Consider the following 19,857-nt stretch of genomic DNA (forward strand, 5'->3'; position numbering starts at 1 on the left):
CGACGAGCCCGGCGGGCGGACCGCGCCCGGACCGCGAGAGGTGCTCCGCACGGACCTCGCCACGCCCGGCGCCACACCCGAGACCTCCCCGTCGACCTCCCCCTCCCCGTCGGCGTCCCCGTCCGCCTCGGCGTCGCCCAGCCCGAGCGCCTCACCGAGCCCCAGCCCGTCCAAGAGCACGCCGGCCGCCGCGAAGACGCCCGCGCCGAGGCCCGCCACGTCACGCACACCGGTGGCGCAGGCGGCTCCGACCGACACCGGGGCGCAGGTGATCGCCCTGGTCAACAAGGAGCGGGCGGCGGCAGGTTGCGGACCGCTCACCGATGACGCGAAGCTGCGGAACGCCGCGCGGGAACACTCCGAGGACATGGCCGCCCGCGACTTCTTCGACCACACCAACCCGGACGGCGCCGACCCGGGACAGCGCATCACCGCCGCGGGCTACCGCTGGTCCACCTACGGGGAGAACATAGCCAAGGGCCAGCAGAGCGCCGCGTCGGTCATGACGTCCTGGATGAACAGCCCCGGACACCGTGCCAACATCCTCAACTGCGACTTCAAGAACATCGGCGTGGGCATCCACGACGCCGGCGGCGGCCCCTGGTGGACGCAGAACTTCGGCGCCAAGCTGTGAGCAGCCGCCGTACCGCCCGGCGGGCCCGGTCGCCGGCCCGCTGCCGGCGGACGCGGTGGCGCAGGTGCGGCACCCGGTCGCCCTGGACCACCCGGTACGGATCCTCCAGGAGAAGCGGCGCCCGCGCCGGGCCGAAGTACCGCCTGCCCGAGCCGAACACCGCCGGCACGACGTCCATCGCCACCTCTTCCACCAGGCCGAGCGCGAAGGCCTGCCCGCCGACGTCACCCGCCGACACGACGACGGCGCGGTCCCCGGCCGGCTCCCTGGCCGTGGCGACCGCCCGGGTCACGTCGTCGACGAAGTGGTACGGCGCCCCGGGGGACCAGCCCTCGGGCTTCGGCCGGTGCGGCACCACGACGATGTGCCCGCCCGCCGGCGGTGACCCCTCCCAGCCGTCGGTGAGGTCGAACACCCGCCGTCCGATCACCGTCGACCCGATGTCCGTCCACAAGGGATCCAGGTGGTCGGCCGACGCCTACGACACCATCGCGCCGCCGCCGAGCGCGACCTCGCCGTTGGAGAGCCAGTCGAACAGCGGGCCCGCCTGGTCGTCCGCGTCGGGCGACGAAGCCGGCGGGTTTGCGCGCGTACCGGCCCCGCACGCGCCGGAACTCGTCGCGGGCTCAGCCGGCCGCCTCGCTCCCGATGAGGAAGACCTGCGCCCGGTTCCCACCGGTGGCACACCGCTCCGCCATGGCCGCCGCTCCCGGCTCCGCGGCCGCTCCGCGCATCCCCAGGCACAGCCCGTCGTCCAGGGCCGGGCGAAGCCGCCACTGTCCTGACCCGCCCGCGCGTTCGATGCGGAACAGCTGGGCCGACCCGCCCGCCCGGCAGTCGTCCCACGGCTCCAACGTGTCGCGGTACGCCCCGTCGGTGAGGACGGTGAGACACCCGGTGCCGAGCTGCGGATGCCGCCACTGGATGCGGTACAGCCGGTCGTTCCGCCGCTCCAGGTACGTCCGCGGAGGCACCGCCTGGTCGCAGGGCCGCTGCACCGCGACCGTCTTGGACCGGTCGGCGCCGGTCATCCGGACGTCCCCCTCGGTCAGGCACAGGCTCGGCGCCCGCACGGGACGGATGCGGGAGTAGCCGGCGGGCGGCCCGGGGCCGGTGGCCGCGGCCGTCGACTCCGCCGAGGACGGGCTGCCCGTCTCCTTGCCGGCGGGCGCGTCGTCGTCCTCCGGCAGCAGCACCATCGCGGCCACGACCAGCAGGGCGACCGCGCAGAGCGAGGCCAGCGCGGCCGGCGACGCGGCCCACACCCGCCCGCGCCCGGCCGGAGCGCGCCGACGACGGCGTACGGGATCCCCGTCCGGTACGTCCGCCGCGGCGACGTTCTCCGGCTCGTCCCGCGGGGTTTCGTCCCCCGCCGAGGCGAGCCGCTCACGGGCGGCCAGCCAGCGGGGCAGGTCCGCTTCGGCGTCGCAGGCCCGGACCAGCGCGGTGACCAGTTCGGCGCGGGGCAGCGCCTCCCGCCGCAGCACATCGGCCACCGTGCTGCGCGCCAGGACGTCGCCGCGTCCGGCGGCCCGCTGTTCGAGCTGGCGGTACGTCAGACCGCTGCCGTCCTTCAACTGCCGCAGCAGGGCGACGTACGCGGACGCGGTACGTGCCTCGCCCGGGTTCGATCCCCCCGAGATCGTCATGCCGTCATTGTCGTCACAGCGGTCCCGTCCGGCAACGAGGGTCCCGGCCACATCCGGGGCTGTCCGGACCGGCCGTCCGGCGGCCGTCCGACCAGCCCGGACAGGTAAGGCGCTGTCCCGGACAGGGCAGGCGCTTGCCGGACAGCATCCGTCCGCCCAGGCTCGGTTGCTGTCGCCGGGACCGGGCCCACGGGGGTGGACCGGTCGGCGGCATCCCACCGACGTACAGCGACGACAAGGAGTCCGGCATGCGCATCGACAGCCTGCGTGCCCGCATCACCCCGCTCGCCCTCACGGCGGCCCTCCTCGGCGGTGTCACCACCACCTCCGCCATGACCGCACCGCAGGCCCACGCGGCGGGCGGCGGCCACTACCTGTACTTCAAGAAGAACTCGGCCGACCCGATCAACTCCCGGCTGTACCTGATGAAGAGCGTGCCCAACGCGGCGGACAGGACCGTCGCCTCCTACCGAGCCGGCTCCGGCAACGGCAGCAAGAACCCGTGCGCCACCGCCAGGGGCTGGCTTCCCAACGGCAAGTACGCCGTGGAGTTCCACCGCACGAACTTCGACGGCATCATCAACGGCTATGTCATCAAGGTGTCCGACAAGCGGTGCAAGAACAACGGCGCGAGCGGCACCAAGCGCACGGAACTCTTCGTGCACAGTGAGATGAAGCCGAACGGCGGGCAGGGCCGGATCGAGTCGGAGCGCTGGGACGGCCCGAGCGACTACTACTCCAACGGCTGCGTCAAGCTGAAGCCGGCCGACATCAAGAACCTGTTCGGCAAGGCGGGCCGCCTCGGCTGGCCGAAGACGCTCACGGTCAAGTAGGCGGTCCGGCCGCCCCGCGCGACCGCGCACACGGCACGTCCCGCCCGGACCCCCGGGCGGGACGTGCCCGCGTCCGGGTCGATCCGGGGGAGACGGAAGAAGGCGATGAGCCCGGCATGGGCCGGCCGACCGTGGGACGGCCCATGGGGCACACGGGATCAGAGCTGGCCGGAGGCCGAGATCGTGATCTTCGCGGAGGTGGAGCCGCTCTGCGAGCCGAGGGCCTCGATCTTCCGCACCAGTTCCATGCTGGTGTCGTCGGCGACCTCGCCGAACACCACGTGCTTGCCGTCCAGCCAGCCGGTCACGACCGTGGTGATGAAGAACTGCGAGCCGTTGCTGTTCGGGCCGGCGTTGGCCATGGACAGCAGGCCGGGCCGGTCGTGCTTGAGGGTGAAGTTCTCGTCGGCGAACTTCTCGCCGTAGATGCTCTTGCCGCCCGTACCGTCGCCGCGCGTGAAGTCGCCGCCCTGGAGCATGAAGGCGGGGATCACGCGGTGGAAGGAGGAACCGGCGTAGCCGAAGCCCTTCTCGCCCGTGGCCAGCGCGCGGAAGTTCTCCGCGGTCTTCGGCACGACGTCGTCGAACAGGTTGAAGTTGATGCGCCCGGCGGGCTCGTTGTTGATGGTGATGTCGAAATAGACCTTGGTCGTCATGCCCCCATCCTGCACGCTCCGGCGACGGCTGCCGAATCCAGCCCCCCGTGTCGGACGGAACGGCGTCGCGGACGACGCCGTGTTCATGGACGTGAACGTGTAGTGCGGGTGCATTCCGCGCCGTATGGCGTCGGCCCACCCGAAGGGCGTGGCCGTCATGGCGGGCGCACACATGTCCGGCACCTTCGTGTCCCGCCTAGCCTCCAGCCGTCGGACTTCTCGCCCCCTGGAGGCCCCTTCATGGCCCTGTTTCCCGGCACCGCCCCGCCGACTCGGCCGACGAGGCGACGCACCGCCCTCGGCGCCGTCGCCCTGGCCGCCGCCGCGGCCCTGTTGCCCTCACCCGCGGACGTGGACGCCGCCGCGGCCCTCGGCTCCGCCGACGGTCACTGCGCGGGCCTCGCCCGCCTTCGGGTACCGGGCGCGGCACACCAGCAGGCCGACTGTGTGGCCGAGTTGACCACGGCGGGCACCGTCGCCTCCGGCCACACCGACCCGGCCGACTGGGCCGGACTGACCCCCAAGGGCCTGACCGTTCCCAGCGGAGTGCCCGGAATCCAGGTCGACGGCTACTTCCCCGACACCTCCACCACCAACACCAACCACGGCTGGAACCACGACGCCCAGTTCGTCGTCCGGCTGCCCGACCGCTGGAACGGCGGCCTCGTCGTGGCCGGCACCCCCGGCAACCGCGAGCAGTACGCCAACGACCGTGCCGTCGCCGACTGGGTGCTCGCCCGCGGCTACGCCTACGCCGCCACCGACAAGGGCAACACCGGGCTCGCCTTCCACCGCGACGGCAGCCGTCCCGGCGACGCCGTCGCCGAATGGAACACCCGGCTCACCCAGCTCACCCGCGCCGCCCGCACGGTGGTCGCCCAGCGCTACCACCGGCCGCCCGCGCGCACCCTGGCCACCGGGATGTCCAACGGCGGCTACCTCGTGCGCTGGCAGCTCGAGAACCACCCGGAGCTGTACGACGGGGGAGTGGACTGGGAGGGCACGCTCTGGCGGGCCGAAGGCCCCAACCTGTTCACCTTCCTGCCGTCGGCCCTGCGCCACTACCCGGCCTACGCCGCGGGCGGTCCCACCGCCGGGCAGGCGCGGGCGCGACTGCACCGGGCGGGTTTCCCGGCCGGCTCCGAGTTCCTGTGGCCGTTCCACCACCAGGTCTACTGGGACCTGACCCAGCGCATCTACCGTGAGGAGTTCGACCCCGCCTTCGACGGTGCCGTCGAGGCGGGCACGCCGTACTGCGCACCGGGTTCGGTCCCGGGCTGCGACGCCGGCTACGACTATCCGGCGCGCCCCGCCGAGGTACCCGCGGCGGTGGAGCGCATCGCGCTGACGGGCCGTATCGGCAAGCCTCTGATCACGATCCACGGCACGCTCGACGTGCTGCTGCCCATCGGCCGGGACTCCGACGTCTACGCCCGGATGGTCCGGGACGCGGGCCGCGCCGGCCTGCACCGCTACTACCGCGTCGAGGACGGCACGCACACCGACGCCCTGGTCGACGGCTTCCCCGACCGGCTCCGTCCCCTGCTGCCCTGTCACCGCTCGGCCTTCACGGCCCTGGAGACCTGGCTCGCCACGGGCAACCGGCCGCCCGCGAGCCGTACCGTCGCGCGACCGGCGGGCGCCGACGCGGCCACCCTGCTCAGCTCCTGCCCCCTCGACGGCTGACCGGCGCCCGGCCGGGGAAGCCCCGCCCCCGGCTCAGTCGGCGAGGACGCCGTCCATCTGGCCGACCGCCTCCTTGAGGCCCTCCTCCATGCCCATGGTGATCAGCTGGTCCATCTGCTCGCGGGACTCGAAGGCGGACCGGAGCTCCATGCGCGTACCGCCGTCGTGCTCCGTCAGCCGCATGCTCACCGTGGAGGTGGGCATCGTGGGGTCGGGAGTGCCGTCCTGGTCGGCGAAGCCGTCGGTGAAGTCCAGGGACGTGGGCGGCACGACCGAGGTGACGCGCCACCAGCCGTGGTGCTTGTCGCCCTCGGGGCCCGTCATGAAGTAGGTGACCTCGCCGCCGAGGGTCAGGTCGTGGTTCTCGACGGTCGCCGGGTAGGTCGGCGGCCCCCACCAGCGCTCCAGCCGGCGGGGGTCGGCCCACAGCTGCCACACCTGCTCGGCCGGTGCGGCGAAGTCGGCCGTCAGGGTGAGGGTGAGGCTGTCGAAGTCCTTGTCCACGCTGGTCACGGTCATGGGTCCGGTCCTTTCCTCGGATCGTGCTCTGCGGTGCGTGCTCTCCGGTGCTCTTCGGTGTGGTGCGTATCAGGGCTCCCGCGTCGGCGGTTCCCGCTCGAGCAGGGAGGACATGCGTTCCACCCTGCCCCGCCAATGTGCTTCCAGCTCGTCGAGGGCCCGCCGTGCCCGCGCCAGGGCGTCGGGCTCGGTGCGGACGAGCTGCTCGCGTCCGCTGCGCCGCTTGGACACCAGTCCGGCCTGTTCCAACACCGTCACGTGTTTCTGTACCGCGGCGAAGCTCATCGGGTACTCCGCGGCCAGTCGCGACACCGACAGGTCGCCGCGAGCGCAGCGGCGCAGGACGTCCCGGCGGGTCGGGTCCGACAGGGCGTGGAAGAGGCGGTTCAGGCCTCCGTCATCCGCATCATCTACAACCATTTGGTTGTATGTTAGTCCCTCTCACCTCTCGTGTAAACCGTCTCCCCCACGCTGCGGGGTGTGCGCGCCACGGCCCGGCGGGAGAAGTCGTCCCGTCGGCGAGCGTGACAAACGGGGCGGAGCGGCCGTTGAACCTCCCATGGAACATGCCCTCTCCACAGCGGCCCCGCCGAAGCCGAACGACCGTGCAAGCTCGTGGTTGTGTGCTCGTCACGACCGCGGTCCGACGGCCGGACGGAGTCGCCGATGACCGGGAGCAGGCGGGAACACCGCCTGGAATTCGAGGGGTTCACGTATCTCTGCCGGGTCGCCGAGTCGCCCGACCCGGTCACCGGGCCGCTCGTCGTGATCGGCGGCATGATGCAGGACCGCGGTTCCTGGGCCCACTACGAGAAGCTGCTGCTCGGACACGCCTCGCTGGTGACCGTGGAACTTCCCGGCTTCGGCGCGGCCGACCCGCTTCCCGCCGCGCACGGCTACGACTTCCTCGCCGCCGCCCTGCGCCACCTGCTCGTCGAACTCGACCTCCGCGACGCCAACCTGCTCGGCACGTGTTACGGCGGCGCGATCGCCCTGCGCTGCGCCCAGCGGTACCCGCAGCACGTGTCCCGGCTGCTGCTCGGCGCGATGACGGGACGGCTGCCGCAGAACTACCTGGGCATGATCCCGCAGTGGCGGGCGATGGTGGCGGAGGACCGGCGCGACGAACTCGCCGACAGCCTGATGGCGACGTTCGTGAAGCCGCCCGACCGGCGCATCCCGCGTCACTCCGCCGTGTGGCGGATGCTCAGCCACCAGTTCCGCACGCAGAGCGGTCAGGATCTCGCCAAGGCGTGCGACCACAACGCCCGCATGCTGCTCCACGAGTGGTACGAGCCGATCGCCCTCGACGTCCCCGCGGTGGTCTACACGGGCGAACAGGACCACCTCACCACGCCGGACCAGGGGCAGCGGCTGGCCCGCGAACTGGGCGCCCCCTTCGCGACGTTCCGCGATGCCGACCACATGTTCACCCTGGAGCAGGACGTCGCCCACGCCGACCTCATCCTCCGGTTCTGCACCGGCCGGCCCCTGACGGGCCTTCCCTACCTCAGCCTCCTGGAGCACCCCGCCGACGCGGCCGCCGTCTGACGTGTGCCACCGCCTCCCGGCCCGCCGTACCGGGGGCGGCGGACGGCCGCCGCCCCCACCCGGTGCCGACGCCGTCGAGTCGGCCTCTAGGGTGCCGTCATGACCTCGCGCGACTACCTCTCCGACCTGTTCTCACTGGACGGCCTGACCGCCCTGGTCACCGGCGGCAGCTCCGGCATCGGCCGGGCCATCGCCGGGGCGCTCGCCCGAGCCGGCGCGAGCGTGGTCGTCGTAGCCCGCAAGGAGTCCGAACTCGCCGCCACTGTCGACGAGTTGACGGCCGGCGGTGCCCGGGCGGCCTGGGTGAGCGGCGACCTCGGCACCCGCGACGGGGTGCGTACGGCGGCGGAGGGCGCGGCCGCGGTGTTCGGCGAGCCCGACATCCTCGTCAACAGCGCCGGGATCAATCTGCGTCCACCCATGAGCGAGCTGGACGAGGACGTGTGGGACGCCACGATGGCGGTGAACCTGGAGGCGCCCTACCTGCTGGGCCGCAGGTTCGGGCCCGGCATGGCCGAGCGGGGCTACGGGCGGATCATCCACGTCACCTCGCAGCAGGCACACCGGGCGTTCGTGAACAGCGGTGCCTACGGCGTCTCCAAGGGGGCGCTGGAGTCCCTGGCCCGCTCACAGGCCGAGGCATGGTCGCCGTACGGCGTCACCTGCAACACGCTGGTGCCCGGCTTCGTCATGACCCCGCTGAACACGCGCCTGTCCTCCGACCCGGAGAAGGTGGCGGCGCTGGCGGCGCGCACCATGGTCGGGCGCAACGGGCTGGCCGACGACTTCGCCGGAGCCGCGGTGTTCCTGGCGGGCCGCTCCTCCGGGTATGTCACCGGGCAGTCGGTCTTCGTGGACGGTGGGTTCTCGGTCCACTGAGCGGTGGATCCGGGTGACAGGGCCCGGCCCTGTCCCCGTTTCGGGCCCGGCCCCGTCCCGGTTTCGGGCCCGGATGCGGGCAGGGCGAAGGCCGACCCGGCGCGCGGGGCGCCGGGCCGGCCTTTCCGTGCTGACGGACGACGCGGTCAGTCCGTGCCGAACTCCATCGCGGCGCGGTCCAGCAGCTCGTCGTCCTCGGAGATCTCGCCGCGTGAGGCGATGGCCTCGGCGCCGCCCTGCGGCATGTCCGGCATGGTGCCGATCAGGCCCGTGGCGGCGGCCTGCGAGGCGCCCATGGCGGGGCTCCCGGTGCCGATCAGGCCGAGTCCGACGTACTGCTCCAGCTTGGCGCGCGAGTCGGCGATGTCGAGGTTGCGCATGGTGAGCTGGCCGATCCGGTCCACCGGACCGAACGCGGAGTCCTCGGTGCGCTCCATCGACAGCTTGTCCGGGTGGTAGCTGAACGCCGGGCCCGTGGTGTCGAGGAGCGAGTAGTCCTCACCGCGCCGCAGCCGCAGGGTGACCTCCCCGGTGACCGCCGAGCCGACCCAGCGCTGCAACGACTCCCGGATCATCAGCGCCTGCGGGTCCAGCCAGCGGCCCTCGTACATCAGGCGGCCCAGCCGACGGCCCTCGGCGTGGTACTGGGCGATGGTGTCCTCGTTGTGGATGGCGTTGACGAGGCGCTCGTACGCCGCGTGCAGCAGGGCCATGCCGGGCGCCTCGTAGATGCCGCGGCTCTTGGCCTCGATGATCCGGTTCTCGATCTGGTCCGACATGCCGAGGCCGTGCCGGCCGCCGATGGCGTTCGCCTCGATGACCAGGTCCACGGGGGAGGCGAACTCCTTGCCGTTGATCGTCACCGGGCGGCCCTGGTCGAAGCCGATGGTCACGTCCTCGCTGGGGATCTCGACCGTCGGGTCCCAGAACCGCACGCCCATGATCGGCTCGACGGTCTCCACGCCCGTGTCCAGGTGCTCCAGGGTCTTCGCCTCGTGGGTGGCACCCCAGATGTTGGCGTCGGTGGAGTACGCCTTCTCCGTGCTGTCGCGGTAGGGGAGGTCGTGGGCGACGAGCCACTCCGACATCTCCTTGCGGCCGCCCAGCTCGGTCACGAAGTCCGCGTCCAGCCAGGGCTTGTAGATCCGCAGGTGGGGGTTGGCGAGCAGCCCGTAGCGGTAGAACCGCTCGATGTCGTTGCCCTTGAACGTCGAGCCGTCGCCCCAGATCTGCACGTCGTCCTCGAGCATCGCCCGGACCAGGAGCGTGCCGGTGACCGCGCGGCCCAGGGGCGTGGTGTTGAAGTAGGCGCGTCCGCCCGAGCGGATGTGGAACGCCCCGCAGGTGAGTGCGGCCAGGCCCTCCTCGACCAGCGCCGCGCGGCAGTCGACGAGACGCGCGATCTCGGCGCCGTACGTCTTGGCACGGCCGGGCACCGACGCGATGTCGGGCTCGTCGTACTGGCCGATGTCGGCGGTGTAGGTGCAGGGGACGGCGCCCTTGTCGCGCATCCACGCGACCGCGACGGACGTGTCGAGGCCGCCCGAGAAGGCGATGCCGACGCGCTCGCCGGTGGGAAGGGAGGTGAGGACCTTGGACATAGGAAGAGTATGCAGCATCTCGCATGATCATGCAAAGAGGGTTTCTTCGCCCATCGATGATCGAAGTACGGCGCCGCGTCAGGACCCTCCGTCGGTGTCCGCCTCGGTGTCGGTCTCGTCGTCCCTCTCGCCCTCCGCCTGGGACGGGGTCGGGTGGTCCGGCGTGGGCGTGCCGGTCCTGTTCGGGGTGTCGGCTTTGTCGGGCTCGCCCTCGGCCTGGCTGGGGGTGTGGTCGGTCATGAGAAGGCGCTCCTCGGTGTTGGTGTCGGGGGTACGGCCCGGGTGCCCCGGCGGCTCCCCGGCCAATCGCCCCGGCGGGGCGGGAGGGGGTGTGCGAGGACCTGGAGGAGACCGTCAGCGGCGTCCGGCCCGGCGCCGCCCCGGAAACCGGCCACGATCCTCCGGGCCAATCGGTATCGATGGGGAGGCCCGGTGATCGTCGCCCGGTAATCTGGCAGGCGTGCAGGCCCCCCGTCTCCGTCGCGTCGCCGTCCTCGTCCTGGAAGGGGCCAAACCGCTGGACGTGGGCATCCCCGCGCAGGTGTTCACGACCCGCGCGAGCATGCCGTACGAGGTACGGGTCTGCGGTGCGGCACCCGGGCTGGTGACCGGCGGAGACGGACTGTCGTACCACGTCGCGGACGGGCTCGACGCCCTCGAATGGGCCGACATCGTCTTCATCCCCGGCTACCGGTTCCCCGACCGCGACGACCCGCCGCGGGCCGTCGTCGACGCGCTGATCGCCGCCCACGGCCACGGCGCCCGGCTCGCCGCCATCTCCACGGGCGCCTTCGCGCTCGCCGCCACCGGCCTCCTCGACGGCAGGCGCGCCACGACGCACTGGCACTACACACGGGCCCTGGCGGCCCGGCACCCGCTGGTACGGGTCGACGAGAACGTCCTCTTCGTCGACGAGGGCAGCGTGCTGACCTCGGCCGGCGCCGCCTCCGGCATCGACCTGTGCCTGCACGTCCTGCGCGGCGACCTCGGGGTGGCCGCGTCCAATCACACGGCCCGGCGCCTCGTCGCGGCCCCCTACCGCAGCGGCGGCCAGGCGCAGTACGTGCCACGCAGCGTGCCCGAGCCGCTCGGCGAGCGCTTCGCCGCCACCCGTGAGTGGGCGCTGCGCCGCCTCGGCGCCTCGCTCACCCTCACCGTGCTCGCCCGGCACGCGGCGGTGTCGCCCCGTACCTTCTCGCGGCGTTTCGTCGAGGACACCGGGTACACGCCGATGCAGTGGGTGATGCGCGCCCGTATCGACGCGGCCCGTGAACTGCTGGAACGCTCCGAACGGGGTGTCGAGCAGATCGCCGCCGATGTCGGCCTGGGCACCGGCGCGAATCTGCGGACGCACTTCCAGCGCATCCTCGGCACCACCCCGAGCGAGTACCGGCGCACCTTCACCCACGGCGAATAGTCCGTCCCGGCCCGTCGACCGAGCGCACGCCCGCGCGTGGCGCGATCCTTTCGAACCGTGGCGATCCCGCCGCTGTCCCGGCCGTGGACAGCGCGCGAACCTGGGGAGGCGAACGGAAGGGACACCACACATGACTCGCATCGCCATCAACGGATTCGGCCGCATCGGACGCAACGTGCTGCGTGCGCTGCTGGAGCGTGACACCGACCTCGAGGTCGTCGCCGTCAACGACCTCACCGAGCCCGCCACCCTCGCCCGGCTGCTCGCCTTCGACTCGACGGCCGGCCGCCTCGGCCGCCCGGTGAGCGCCGACGGCGACACCCTCGTCGTCGACGGCCGTCGCATCAAGGTGCTCGCCGAGCGGGAGCCGGCGCAGCTGCCGTGGGGCGCACTCGGCGTGGACATCGTCCTGGAGGCGACCGGCCGCTTCACGTCGGCGAAGGCCGCGCGCGCCCACCTGGACGCGGGTGCGAAGAAGGTGCTCGTCAGCGCGCCGTCGGACGGCGCCGACGTGACGCTCGCGTTCGGCGTCAACACCGACGCGTACGACCCGGACCTGCACACCATCGTCTCGAACGCCTCCTGCACGACCAACGCGCTCGCACCGCTGGCCGCGGTCCTCGACGACCTCGCGGGCATCGAGCACGGCTTCATGACCACCGTGCACGCGTACACCCAGGAGCAGAACCTCCAGGACGGTCCGCACCGCGACCCGCGCCGCGCCCGCGCCGCCGGTGTCAACATCGTGCCGACCACCACGGGCGCCGCCAAGGCGATCGGGCTGGTCCTGCCGAACCTCGAGGGCAAGCTCTCGGGCGACTCGATCCGTGTGCCCGTCCCGGTGGGCTCGATCGTGGAACTCAACACGACCGTGGCGCGCGACGTGACCCGTGACGACGTGCTGGCGGCCTACCGTGCCGCCGCCGAGGGCCCCCTCGCGGGCGTCCTCGAGTACTCGGAGGACGCGCTCGTCTCGGCCGACATCACGGGCAACCCGGCTTCGTCGATCTTCGACTCGGCCCTCACGCGCGTCGACGGCCGCCACATCAAGGTGGTCGCCTGGTACGACAACGAGTGGGGCTTCTCCAACCGGGTGATCGACACCCTCGGTCTGCTCGCCGCCACCACCGCCTGACCGACGCCGCGTTCCCCCGCCTTCGCCGGCGTGTCCTGGCCCGCGCCACCAGCTGTCGTCACCAGCCCGTCCTGAGCAGGTGGTTGAGCAGCAGGGCCAGGACCGCCTGGGCGCCCAGCCAGGCGCGCGGGCGGGACAGGAACGCGCAGGCCGGGAGCAGCCACATCGCGAACGGCAGCCAGATGCGTTCCGTCTCCGCCTTGCTCATGCCGGACAGGTCGGCGACCAGCAGGGCGAGCAGCGCGGCGGCCGTGAGCAGGACGAGTCGGGCCTCGGTGGCGGGACGGTCCAGGTCGCCGGGGGTGGTGAGAGCCGCTCCGGGGTGCCGCAGCAGCACCGCGCCGGCCCGTCTCAGGCCCGCGGTCGCCGCCAGGCCGATGATGAGGACCGTGCAGGCGAGGTTGGCCCATACCCAGTAGCCGTACGGGCGGACCCCGCCCGCCCCCTGGTGGTAGCGCGTGACGAGCAGGCGGTACGCCTCCCACCAGTCGAACCCGGCCAGCGTGAACGCCGTCGGCACGACCGCGAGTCCGGCCAGCAGCGGCACGAGCAGCAGTGCGGGGCGCTCTCGGACACGCCGACGGCCGAGCAGCAGCACCGCCGCGCCGACGACGGCGAACAGGGTGAGGCCGTAGGAGAGGTAGCAGGTCAGGCCGAACAGGAGGCCGGAGCCCGCCGCCCATCCGATCGAGCGGCGGAGCGACCGGCAGGTGACGGCGAGGGCCAGCAGGGTCACGGACCAGGCGGCGACGGCCGCGAAGTACGCGTCGGCCGAGGTGCCCATCCACACCGCCGCCGGGGCCAGCACCAGGAACGGGGCGGCCCGCCGCGCGAGCCCCTCGCCGGCCAGGGCCCGCACCGCCACCAGCACCGCCACACAGGCCGTCGCGCCGACCGTGAGGCACCAGGCCCCGGCCCAGCCGCCACCGCTCAGGCCGGCCCGGTCGAGCAGGACGAAGGTGAGGGTGGCGGCCGGGGGATGGCCGGCGACGTGTGCGGGCCAGTTGTCGGGCGACTCGAGGAGGATGTGCCCGCTGAAATCGCGCAGTGCGGCCGGGATGTCGGGGAAGCGGTCGACGACCCGGAGGTACTCGTGGCGCGTGGTGAGCCGGCCGGCGACGCCCCGCTGCCAGCCGTCGATCAGGGCGAGCGAGAGGATCCACACCGTCGCCGTGCCCCAGGCCGCCGCGAGCAGCCCACGCCAGGGCAGACGGGCCGCCACGGTGGGGCCGTAGGCCACGCAGGCCGCCGCCGGCAGGATGGCCGCCGGAGTGCCGGGGCCCACGTGGGGTTCCCAACTCGCCAGCAACGGAGGCCAGTCGACGAACAGGGTGCGGCGGGTGTGCTGGATGTGGCGGCCGACCAGGACGGCCGCGGTCACCAGCACGACGGCCGCGCCGACGACGTACAGATCGAGGCGGTTGCCGCTGGGACCGGATCCGGAGCCGTGGTCGGAGTCGGGGGAGCCGGGCCCGGCGGAGCGTGGGGTGCGAGTCACACCGGCACGCTAGGCCGCGCGGCCCGCGCCGGGACGCCCGCGGCGCCGGACGTCAGCGTTTCGTCATGGGCGCGTGCCCGTTCCCCGGGCTGCGCGGGCCTACGGTCGGGCCATGCGAGACGATTCCCGGCTTCCCTCCGCGCCCGGTTTCTGGCGCAGTCCCCTGCGCGGCCCCTGGTTCACCTCGGTGCTGGGGCTGGTCCTGCTGGTCGGCATCACCGTGCTGTTCGTGACGGGCCTGCTCTCGTACGCGGCCTACAACCCGGACCTGGCGTCGGTCAACGACAAGACCCCGGACAAGGGGATTCTCGGCTTCTACCTCTTCGCCTGGCCGACGAACCCGTACTGGCTGTACCGGCTGAACCAGGGCGTCCACGTCACCCTCGGCATCACCCTGATCCCGGTCCTGCTGGCCAAGCTGTGGTCCGTGGTGCCGAGGCTGTTCGCGCTGCCGCCGGCCCGCTCGCTCGCGCACGCCCTGGAGCGCGTCTCCCTGCTGCTCCTGGTCGGGGGAGCGCTGTTCGAGTTCGTCACGGGAGTGCTCAACGTCCAGCTCGAGTACGTGTTCCCCGGCTCCTTCTACCCGTTGCACTTCTACGGCGCGTGGGTGTTCTTCGCCGCGTTCACCGCCCACGCCGCCCTGAAGACACCGGCTGCGGTACGCAACCTGCGCGGCCTGCGGAAGGAGCGGGAACCGGTTGCCGAAACGGAGCCGGCCGCCGAGCCGGGAACGCTGGTCTCCCCCCCGGCCCGACACCCCCACCGTCTCCCGGCGCGGCGCGCTGGCGTTCGTGGGCGGCGGCTCGCTGCTGCTGTTCCTGACGACGGCCGGGCAGAGCGCCGACGGGCTGCTGCGGCGCACGGCCCTGCTCGCACCGCGCGGCGGACCGGACCCGGGCACCGGGCCCAACGGCTTCCAGATCAACAAGACGGCCCGGTACGCGGGCATCCGCACGGCCGAGACGAGCCGGGAGGCGTGGCGGCTCGTCGTCACCGGCCGCACGGGCACCGTCCGCCTCGGCCGGGACGACCTCCTGCGACTCCCGCTGCACAGCGCGTCGTTGCCCATCGCCTGCGTCGAGGGCTGGTCGACGTCCGACCAGTGGTGGCGCGGTGTGCGGCTGCTCGACCTCGCGGCCCTCGTCGGCCACGACGACCCGCCGGACGTGTTCGTCGAGTCGCTCCAGCGGCGCGGAGCCTTCCGGCACGCCGCCCTGCGCGCCAACCAGGTGGCCGATCCGCGCTCCCTGCTCGCCCTGTACGTCAACGGCGAGGAACTCTCCCCCGACCACGGCCACCCGGCACGGGTCATCGTGCCCGCCGCGCCCGGTGTGCTCAACACCAAGTGGGTGGCCCGGATGACGTTCGGAGACCTGTGATGAGCCCGAGGCGACGACGGATCCCCCTCGGGAGTCCCCTTCACCTCCTCCTGACAGCCTGCTCGTTCGCGCTGGCCGGCTATGCGGGCGTACGGCTGCTCGCCGATGACTGGTTCGGCGTGGCCCTGTGGTTCGTGGGGGCGGCGCTGTTGCACGACCTGGTGCTGCTGCCCCTGTACGCGAGTGCGGACCGGGCTCTCGTCCGAGGGCTGCGTGTGGCCGGCCGCGGTGAGTGGATCCCGTACGTCCGTGTCCCGGCCGCCCTGTCCGGACTGCTTCTGCTGGTGTGGTTCCCGCTGATCAGCGGGAGCGTGGCCCGGCGTTACCGCTCGGCCACCGGCCTCTCGGCGGACGGTTTCGCGGCCCGCTGGCTGCTGATCACCGCCGTGCTCTTCGGCGCCTCGGCCCTGCTGCTGGCGGTGCGGCTGCGCAGGGCGACGAAGCAACGGCCGCCCGCCGCCCACTGATCGACGGCACCCCAGCCCGCCCGGTCCGCGTACCGGGACAGGGCCGGGGTGCCCAGCCGCGCCCACGGGAACGGGGTACCGGTGCCTCCCCGGGCCTCGGTGGCGTCGACGACCTGCACCTCGGCGCGTTCGTCGACGTCCACCGGCAGGGTCTCGGCGATGAGCAGCCCGCCGGGGGAGAGGAGCCGGGCCGAGCGGTCCAGCAGAGCGCGCGGATCACCGCCGATGCCGACATTGCCGTCCATGAGCAGGACGGTGCCCCACCGGCCCTCGCCGGGCAGCGGCTCGAAGACCGAGCGCCGCAACGCCTGGCCGCCGAGCCGGACGGTCTGCTCGACGGCCGCCTCGCTCACATCGATCCCGAGCGCGGTACGGCCCCGGGCGGCGAGTTCCGCCGCCAGCCGCCCCGGCCCGCAGCCGACGTCCAGCACGGCGCCCTCGCACCGGTCCAGTACGTCCAGGTCCACCCGGTCGGGTCGCGCGCACCAGCGCTCCACCTCCAGGGGCAGCAGCCAGCCGTCCGCGCGGCGCAGGAACAGCGGGCCGCGACCGGCCCGCAGGGCGGTGGAGTACGGGTCGGCGGCGGCCCAGGGGACGGCGGTCGCCTCCCGCGTCCTCATCGGTGCGCCGCCTCGGACCGGGCCAGCCGGGCGGCGAACCGGCCGTGCGGGGCCAGCGCGGCGACGGCGCGGGCGTCGCAGGCGTCGTCGACGTCCCGCAGGCGCGGCAGATCACCCACCCGCAGCCCGGCGGCGACGAGTCGCTCCCGCTGGACGGCCCCGGTGAACGGTGTCGACATGGGCACGCCCCGCAGCAGCGCGGGATCCGGCTCGGCGAGCCCCAGGGCCCAGAAGCCGCCGTCCTCGGCGGGCCCGAACCAGGCGTCGCAGCCGGTGAAGTCCACCGTCAGCAGCTCCGGCGTCACCTGCGGGGTGTCCATGCCGATGAGCAGCGCGGGCCCGTCGCAGCGGGCGAAGGCGTCCGCCAGCCGTTCGTCGAGGCCTCCCGCGCACTGCGGCACGACGTCGAAGCCGGGCGGCAGCCACGGTCCGGGCGCGCCGTCCAGCACGAGGAGCCGCCGGGCGGCCGGAGCGGCGGCCACGGCGGCGAGGGTGTCCGCGAGGGAGGCCGCCGCGAGCGCCGCCGCCTCACCCGGGGTGAAGGGAGGGGTGAGCCGTGTCTTGACCCGGCCGGCAGCGGCTCCTTGGCGATGACGAGGAGCGTGGTCACCGGCGTCGGCGTGTTCACCGTGGGATCCCTTCGCGGGCGGGAACGTCGTTGAGGACGCGGCTCATGTCCCGTACCGCCTGCCAGGTGCCGCGCCAGGTGCCCGTGACCTTCGAGGCGCCGGTGCGGGGGAGGTAGGGGACGTCGTGCTCGGTGATCCGCCAGCCCGCGTCGGCCGCGCGCACCACCATCTCCAGCGGATAGCCGCTGCGCCGGTCGGTCAGGCCGAGGCCGAGCAGCGCCTCGCGGCGGGCGGCCCGCAGCGGGCCCAGGTCGTGCAGGGGCAGACCGGTGCGGCGGCGCAGCAGGCGGGCCAGGGCGACATTGCCGGCCCGGGCGTGCGCGGGCCAGCTGCCGCGGCCGTGCGGGCGCCGCCGGCCGAGCACCAGATCGGCCTCGCCCGCGCGCACCTCCTGCACGAACGGCTCCAGCAGGGCCGGATCGAGCGAGGCGTCGCAGTCGCAGAAGCACACCACGTCGGCGGTGGCGGCGGTCAGCCCGGCATGGCAGGCCGCGCCGAAGCCCCGGCGCGGCTCATGGACGACGGTCGCGCCGAGCCCCCGGGCGATCTCCGCCGAACCGTCGGTGGAGCCGTTGTCGACGACGAGCGCGCGCCAGCCGGCCGGGATCCTGGCCAGGACCCAGGGCAGGGCGTCGGCCTCGTCGAGACAGGGGAGGACGACATCGACGCCGCCCTGCGGCGATGGTGAGATGGTCACGCCGTTCACCCTACGAACGTGAACCGGGCAAAACGGACTTCGGCTCCTTACGAAACGCGGACGTCGATGCCGGCGGCACGCCCTCGGCCCCCGTCGGCGACGCGGTGGTGCGAGGCTGAGGGCATGCAGCAGCCGTTCGAGTCCCCGCAGGCAGGGCCCACCGCCGGGCCCCGGCCGGGCACCGCCGCCCGCGTCCTGGTCGTCGACGACGACCCCACGGTCGCCGAGGTCGTCACCGGCTACCTCGACCGGGCCGGTTACACCGTCGACCGGGCCGACGACGGCCCCACCGCCCTGGCCCGCGCCGCCGCCCACTGGCCGGACCTGGTGGTGCTGGACCTGATGCTGCCCGGCATGGACGGCCTGGAGGTCTGCCGCAGGCTGCGCGGCCACGGGCCCGTCCCGGTCGTCATGCTCACCGCCCGGGGCGACGAGGACGACCGCATCCTCGGCCTGGAGGTGGGCGCCGACGACTACGTCACCAAGCCCTTCAGCCCCCGCGAACTGGTCCTGCGGGTGGAGTCCGTGCTGCGCCGCGCGCGGCCCGCCACCGTGACGCCCCCGCTGAGCGCGGCCGGCCTGACGGTCGACCCCGCCGCCCGCCGCGCCACCAAGAGCGGCACCGAACTCGCGCTCACCCTCCGCGAGTTCGACCTCCTCGCGTTCTTCCTGCGGCATCCGGGAAGGGCGTTCGGCCGCGAGGACCTGATGCGGCAGGTGTGGGGCTGGGACTTCGGCGACCTGTCCACCGTCACCGTCCACGTCCGCAGACTGCGCGGCAAGGTGGAGGACGACCCGGCACGCCCTTGCCTGATCCAGACGGTGTGGGGCGTGGGCTACCGGTTCGACCCCCGGGGCCAGGAGGCCGGCTGACCATGCGCGACACCCTTCTCATCGCCCTGTACGCCTTCGCCGGTGCCGCCGCCTCCGGGCTGGTCGGAGCGGCCGTGCTGCGCCCGATCCGGCGTCGCTCGCTCACCGCCTCGCTCGCCGTGGTCGCCGCGGTGGGGGTGGTCGCGATGCTCGCGGGCACCCTCGCCGTCGCGTGGGCGATGTTCCTGTCCCCGCACGACCTCACCGTGGTGACGACCGTGGTGGCGATGGCGGCCGTGGTCTCCCTCGCGACCGCGCTGCTCCTCGGCCGCTGGGTCGTCGCGCGCAGCCGCGAACTCGCCTTCGCGGCCCGCTCCTTCGGCGACGGCGGCGCCTTCGCCGTCCCGGCGGGACCGACGACCGCCGAACTGAACGCCCTGAGCCGTGAATTGGCGTCGACCAGCGCCCGACTCGCCGAATCCCGCGACCGCGAAAGGGCGTTGGAGACCTCCCGGCGTGAACTGGTCGCCTGGATCTCCCACGACCTGCGCACCCCCCTCGCGGGTCTGCGCGCCATGTCGGAGGCGCTGGAGGACGGGGTCGCCGCCGACCCCGGCCGCTACCTGAGGCAGATCCGCACCGAGGTCGAACGCCTCAACGAGATGGTCGGCGACCTCTTCGAACTCTCCCGCATCCACGCCGGCACCCTCCCGCTCACCCCCTCCCGGATGTCCCTCTACGACCTCGTCGGCGACGCCCTCGCGGGCGCCGACGCCCTCGCCCGCCAGCACGGGGTACGTCTCGTCGGCCACGCCGTGGAGCCGGTGCCGGTGGAGGTCGACGGCAAGGAGATGAGCCGCGTCCTGGGCAACCTCCTGGTGAACGCGATCCGGCGGACCCCGGCCGACGGCACGGTCGCGGTGGCCGCCCAACGCTCGGCGGAGGGGGTGGTGGTGTCCGTGACCGACGGCTGCGGCGGCATCCCCGAGGAGGACCTGGCGCGCGTCTTCGACACCGGCTGGCGCGGCACGCACGCGCGCACCCCGCCGGCCGGCGCGGGTCTGGGCCTGGCCATCGTCCGGGGCATCGTGGAAGCGCACCAGGGGCGCGCCACCGTACGCAACATCCCGGGCGGATGCCGCTTCGAGGTGACGCTGCCCGCGGTGCCGTGAACGGCCGGGCCCCCCGGGCGGC

At 73.4% G+C, this 19,857-nt stretch carries 18 protein-coding genes and 4 pseudogenes; 10 read left to right on the top strand and 12 right to left on the bottom strand.

The window, feature by feature from the left end; genetic code table 11:
• Positions 1 to 228 (bottom strand): annotated as a pseudogene (locus tag BM536_RS44870) (hypothetical protein); the annotation flags it as partial.
• 4 nt (positions 229 to 232) lie between these two features.
• Here BM536_RS44870 and BM536_RS44875 point away from each other — a divergent pair.
• On the top strand, positions 233 to 634 hold the full coding sequence (locus tag BM536_RS44875) for a CAP domain-containing protein (RefSeq protein WP_425444648.1): 402 nt from the start codon (positions 233 to 235) through the stop codon (positions 632 to 634).
• Between the two features lie 43 nt (positions 635 to 677).
• On the opposite strand, the pseudogene BM536_RS17250 reads toward BM536_RS44875, so the two are convergent.
• Positions 678 to 1,172, bottom strand: a pseudogene (locus BM536_RS17250) (dihydrofolate reductase family protein); the annotation flags it as partial.
• An 88-nt stretch (positions 1,173 to 1,260) separates the two neighbouring features.
• Positions 1,261 to 2,283, bottom strand: coding sequence for an RICIN domain-containing protein (locus BM536_RS17255; protein WP_094103149.1), 1,023 nt, complete (start codon positions 2,281 to 2,283; stop codon positions 1,261 to 1,263).
• Positions 2,284 to 2,531: 248 nt separating this feature from the next.
• Here BM536_RS17255 and BM536_RS17260 point away from each other — a divergent pair, with 248 nt between their 5' ends.
• Positions 2,532 to 3,116 carry a L,D-transpeptidase family protein gene (locus tag BM536_RS17260; RefSeq protein ID WP_073494198.1) on the top strand — a complete coding sequence of 195 codons (585 nt, stop codon included), beginning with the start codon at positions 2,532 to 2,534 and terminating at the stop codon, positions 3,114 to 3,116.
• A 158-nt stretch (positions 3,117 to 3,274) separates the two neighbouring features.
• Here BM536_RS17260 and BM536_RS17265 read toward each other — a convergent pair whose 3' ends face one another.
• On the bottom strand, positions 3,275 to 3,772 hold the full coding sequence (locus BM536_RS17265) for a peptidylprolyl isomerase (RefSeq protein ID WP_073494196.1): 498 nt from the start codon (positions 3,770 to 3,772) through the stop codon (positions 3,275 to 3,277).
• Positions 3,773 to 4,012: 240 nt separating this feature from the next.
• On the opposite strand from BM536_RS17265, the gene BM536_RS17270 reads away from it, so the two are divergent.
• Positions 4,013 to 5,458 (top strand): 3-hydroxybutyrate oligomer hydrolase family protein, encoded by a 1,446-nt coding sequence (locus tag BM536_RS17270; RefSeq protein WP_094103150.1) that lies wholly within the window; start codon positions 4,013 to 4,015, stop codon positions 5,456 to 5,458.
• 33 nt (positions 5,459 to 5,491) lie between these two features.
• Here BM536_RS17270 and BM536_RS17275 read toward each other — a convergent pair whose 3' ends face one another.
• Both BM536_RS17275 and BM536_RS17280 read right to left on the bottom strand, forming a co-directional pair.
• Positions 5,492 to 5,977: an SRPBCC family protein gene (locus BM536_RS17275; RefSeq protein ID WP_073494194.1), complete on the bottom strand. Its 486-nt coding sequence runs from the start codon at positions 5,975 to 5,977 to the stop codon at positions 5,492 to 5,494.
• 69 nt (positions 5,978 to 6,046) lie between these two features.
• The gene (locus BM536_RS17280; RefSeq protein ID WP_073494192.1) at positions 6,047 to 6,397 is read right to left on the bottom strand and encodes an ArsR/SmtB family transcription factor; all 351 of its coding nucleotides are present in this window, start codon (positions 6,395 to 6,397) and stop codon (positions 6,047 to 6,049) included.
• Between the two features lie 246 nt (positions 6,398 to 6,643).
• On the opposite strand from BM536_RS17280, the gene BM536_RS17285 reads away from it, so the two are divergent.
• Together BM536_RS17285 and BM536_RS17290 are read left to right on the top strand one after the other, a co-directional pair.
• On the top strand, positions 6,644 to 7,528 hold the full coding sequence (locus tag BM536_RS17285; protein ID WP_073494191.1) for an alpha/beta fold hydrolase: 885 nt from the start codon (positions 6,644 to 6,646) through the stop codon (positions 7,526 to 7,528).
• 99 nt (positions 7,529 to 7,627) lie between these two features.
• Positions 7,628 to 8,407, top strand: coding sequence for an SDR family NAD(P)-dependent oxidoreductase (locus tag BM536_RS17290; protein ID WP_073494189.1), 780 nt, complete (start codon positions 7,628 to 7,630; stop codon positions 8,405 to 8,407).
• Between the two features lie 146 nt (positions 8,408 to 8,553).
• On the opposite strand, the gene argG is transcribed toward BM536_RS17290, so the two are convergent.
• Both argG and BM536_RS41255 read right to left on the bottom strand, forming a co-directional pair.
• Positions 8,554 to 10,008 carry an argininosuccinate synthase gene (gene argG, locus BM536_RS17295; RefSeq protein ID WP_073494187.1) on the bottom strand — a complete coding sequence of 485 codons (1,455 nt, stop codon included), beginning with the start codon at positions 10,006 to 10,008 and terminating at the stop codon, positions 8,554 to 8,556.
• Between the two features lie 78 nt (positions 10,009 to 10,086).
• Entirely contained in the window at positions 10,087 to 10,248 is a 162-nt protein-coding gene (locus BM536_RS41255; protein WP_170109929.1) for a hypothetical protein, read from the bottom strand.
• Positions 10,249 to 10,468: 220 nt separating this feature from the next.
• Between BM536_RS41255 and BM536_RS17300 the strand changes: the two genes are divergently transcribed.
• Both BM536_RS17300 and gap read left to right on the top strand, forming a co-directional pair.
• On the top strand, positions 10,469 to 11,425 hold the full coding sequence (locus tag BM536_RS17300) for a GlxA family transcriptional regulator (protein WP_094103151.1): 957 nt from the start codon (positions 10,469 to 10,471) through the stop codon (positions 11,423 to 11,425).
• Positions 11,426 to 11,555: 130 nt separating this feature from the next.
• The gene (gene gap / locus BM536_RS17305) at positions 11,556 to 12,560 is read left to right on the top strand and encodes a type I glyceraldehyde-3-phosphate dehydrogenase (protein ID WP_073494181.1); all 1,005 of its coding nucleotides are present in this window, start codon (positions 11,556 to 11,558) and stop codon (positions 12,558 to 12,560) included.
• A 58-nt stretch (positions 12,561 to 12,618) separates the two neighbouring features.
• Here the strand turns inward: gap and BM536_RS17310 are convergent, their stop codons facing one another.
• Positions 12,619 to 13,971, bottom strand: coding sequence for a hypothetical protein (locus BM536_RS17310; RefSeq protein WP_094103158.1), 1,353 nt, complete (start codon positions 13,969 to 13,971; stop codon positions 12,619 to 12,621).
• A gap of 199 nt (positions 13,972 to 14,170) precedes the next feature.
• Here BM536_RS17310 and BM536_RS17315 point away from each other — a divergent pair.
• Positions 14,171 to 15,437 (top strand): annotated as a pseudogene (locus BM536_RS17315) (molybdopterin-dependent oxidoreductase).
• A 322-nt stretch (positions 15,438 to 15,759) separates the two neighbouring features.
• On the opposite strand, the gene BM536_RS17325 reads toward BM536_RS17315, so the two are convergent.
• From BM536_RS17325 to BM536_RS17335, 3 genes and pseudogenes are all read right to left on the bottom strand, one after another.
• Positions 15,760 to 16,524: a class I SAM-dependent methyltransferase gene (locus BM536_RS17325; protein WP_094103152.1), complete on the bottom strand. Its 765-nt coding sequence runs from the start codon at positions 16,522 to 16,524 to the stop codon at positions 15,760 to 15,762.
• Positions 16,521 to 17,134, bottom strand: a pseudogene (locus BM536_RS17330) (TIGR04282 family arsenosugar biosynthesis glycosyltransferase). The gene BM536_RS17325 and the pseudogene BM536_RS17330 overlap by 4 nt, the downstream one beginning before the upstream one ends.
• Before the next feature lie 14 nt (positions 17,135 to 17,148).
• Positions 17,149 to 17,859, bottom strand: coding sequence for a glycosyltransferase family 2 protein (locus BM536_RS17335; protein ID WP_094103153.1), 711 nt, complete (start codon positions 17,857 to 17,859; stop codon positions 17,149 to 17,151).
• Positions 17,860 to 17,973: 114 nt separating this feature from the next.
• Here BM536_RS17335 and BM536_RS17340 point away from each other — a divergent pair, with 114 nt between their 5' ends.
• Both BM536_RS17340 and BM536_RS17345 read left to right on the top strand, forming a co-directional pair.
• Entirely contained in the window at positions 17,974 to 18,723 is a 750-nt protein-coding gene (locus BM536_RS17340; RefSeq protein ID WP_107439602.1) for a response regulator transcription factor, read from the top strand.
• 2 nt (positions 18,724 to 18,725) lie between these two features.
• The gene (locus BM536_RS17345; RefSeq protein WP_094103155.1) at positions 18,726 to 19,835 is read left to right on the top strand and encodes a sensor histidine kinase; all 1,110 of its coding nucleotides are present in this window, start codon (positions 18,726 to 18,728) and stop codon (positions 19,833 to 19,835) included.
• The last annotated feature ends 22 nt before the right edge of the window (positions 19,836 to 19,857 follow it).

The sequence above is a fragment of the Streptomyces phaeoluteigriseus genome, assembly GCF_001896135.2.
In the GTDB taxonomy this organism is placed as follows: domain Bacteria; phylum Actinomycetota; class Actinomycetes; order Streptomycetales; family Streptomycetaceae; genus Streptomyces; species Streptomyces phaeoluteigriseus.

Bases quoted from the DNA above. Each gene is read 5' to 3' on its own strand.
- BM536_RS17255 (WP_094103149.1), bottom strand. From the start codon at position 2,283: ATGACGATCTCGGGGGGATCGAACCCGGGCGAGGCACGTACCGCGTCC.
- BM536_RS17260 (WP_073494198.1), top strand. From the start codon at position 2,532: ATGCGCATCGACAGCCTGCGTGCCCGCATCACCCCGCTCGCCCTCACG.
- BM536_RS17265 (WP_073494196.1), bottom strand. From the start codon at position 3,772: ATGACGACCAAGGTCTATTTCGACATCACCATCAACAACGAGCCCGCC.
- BM536_RS17270 (WP_094103150.1), top strand. From the start codon at position 4,013: ATGGCCCTGTTTCCCGGCACCGCCCCGCCGACTCGGCCGACGAGGCGA.
- BM536_RS17275 (WP_073494194.1), bottom strand. From the start codon at position 5,977: ATGACCGTGACCAGCGTGGACAAGGACTTCGACAGCCTCACCCTCACC.
- BM536_RS17280 (WP_073494192.1), bottom strand. From the start codon at position 6,397: ATGGTTGTAGATGATGCGGATGACGGAGGCCTGAACCGCCTCTTCCAC.
- BM536_RS17285 (WP_073494191.1), top strand. From the start codon at position 6,644: ATGACCGGGAGCAGGCGGGAACACCGCCTGGAATTCGAGGGGTTCACG.
- BM536_RS17290 (WP_073494189.1), top strand. From the start codon at position 7,628: ATGACCTCGCGCGACTACCTCTCCGACCTGTTCTCACTGGACGGCCTG.
- argG (WP_073494187.1), bottom strand. From the start codon at position 10,008: ATGTCCAAGGTCCTCACCTCCCTTCCCACCGGCGAGCGCGTCGGCATC.
- BM536_RS41255 (WP_170109929.1), bottom strand. From the start codon at position 10,248: ATGACCGACCACACCCCCAGCCAGGCCGAGGGCGAGCCCGACAAAGCC.
- gap (WP_073494181.1), top strand. From the start codon at position 11,556: ATGACTCGCATCGCCATCAACGGATTCGGCCGCATCGGACGCAACGTG.
- BM536_RS17325 (WP_094103152.1), bottom strand. From the start codon at position 16,524: ATGAGGACGCGGGAGGCGACCGCCGTCCCCTGGGCCGCCGCCGACCCG.
- BM536_RS17340 (WP_107439602.1), top strand. From the start codon at position 17,974: ATGCAGCAGCCGTTCGAGTCCCCGCAGGCAGGGCCCACCGCCGGGCCC.
- BM536_RS17345 (WP_094103155.1), top strand. From the start codon at position 18,726: ATGCGCGACACCCTTCTCATCGCCCTGTACGCCTTCGCCGGTGCCGCC.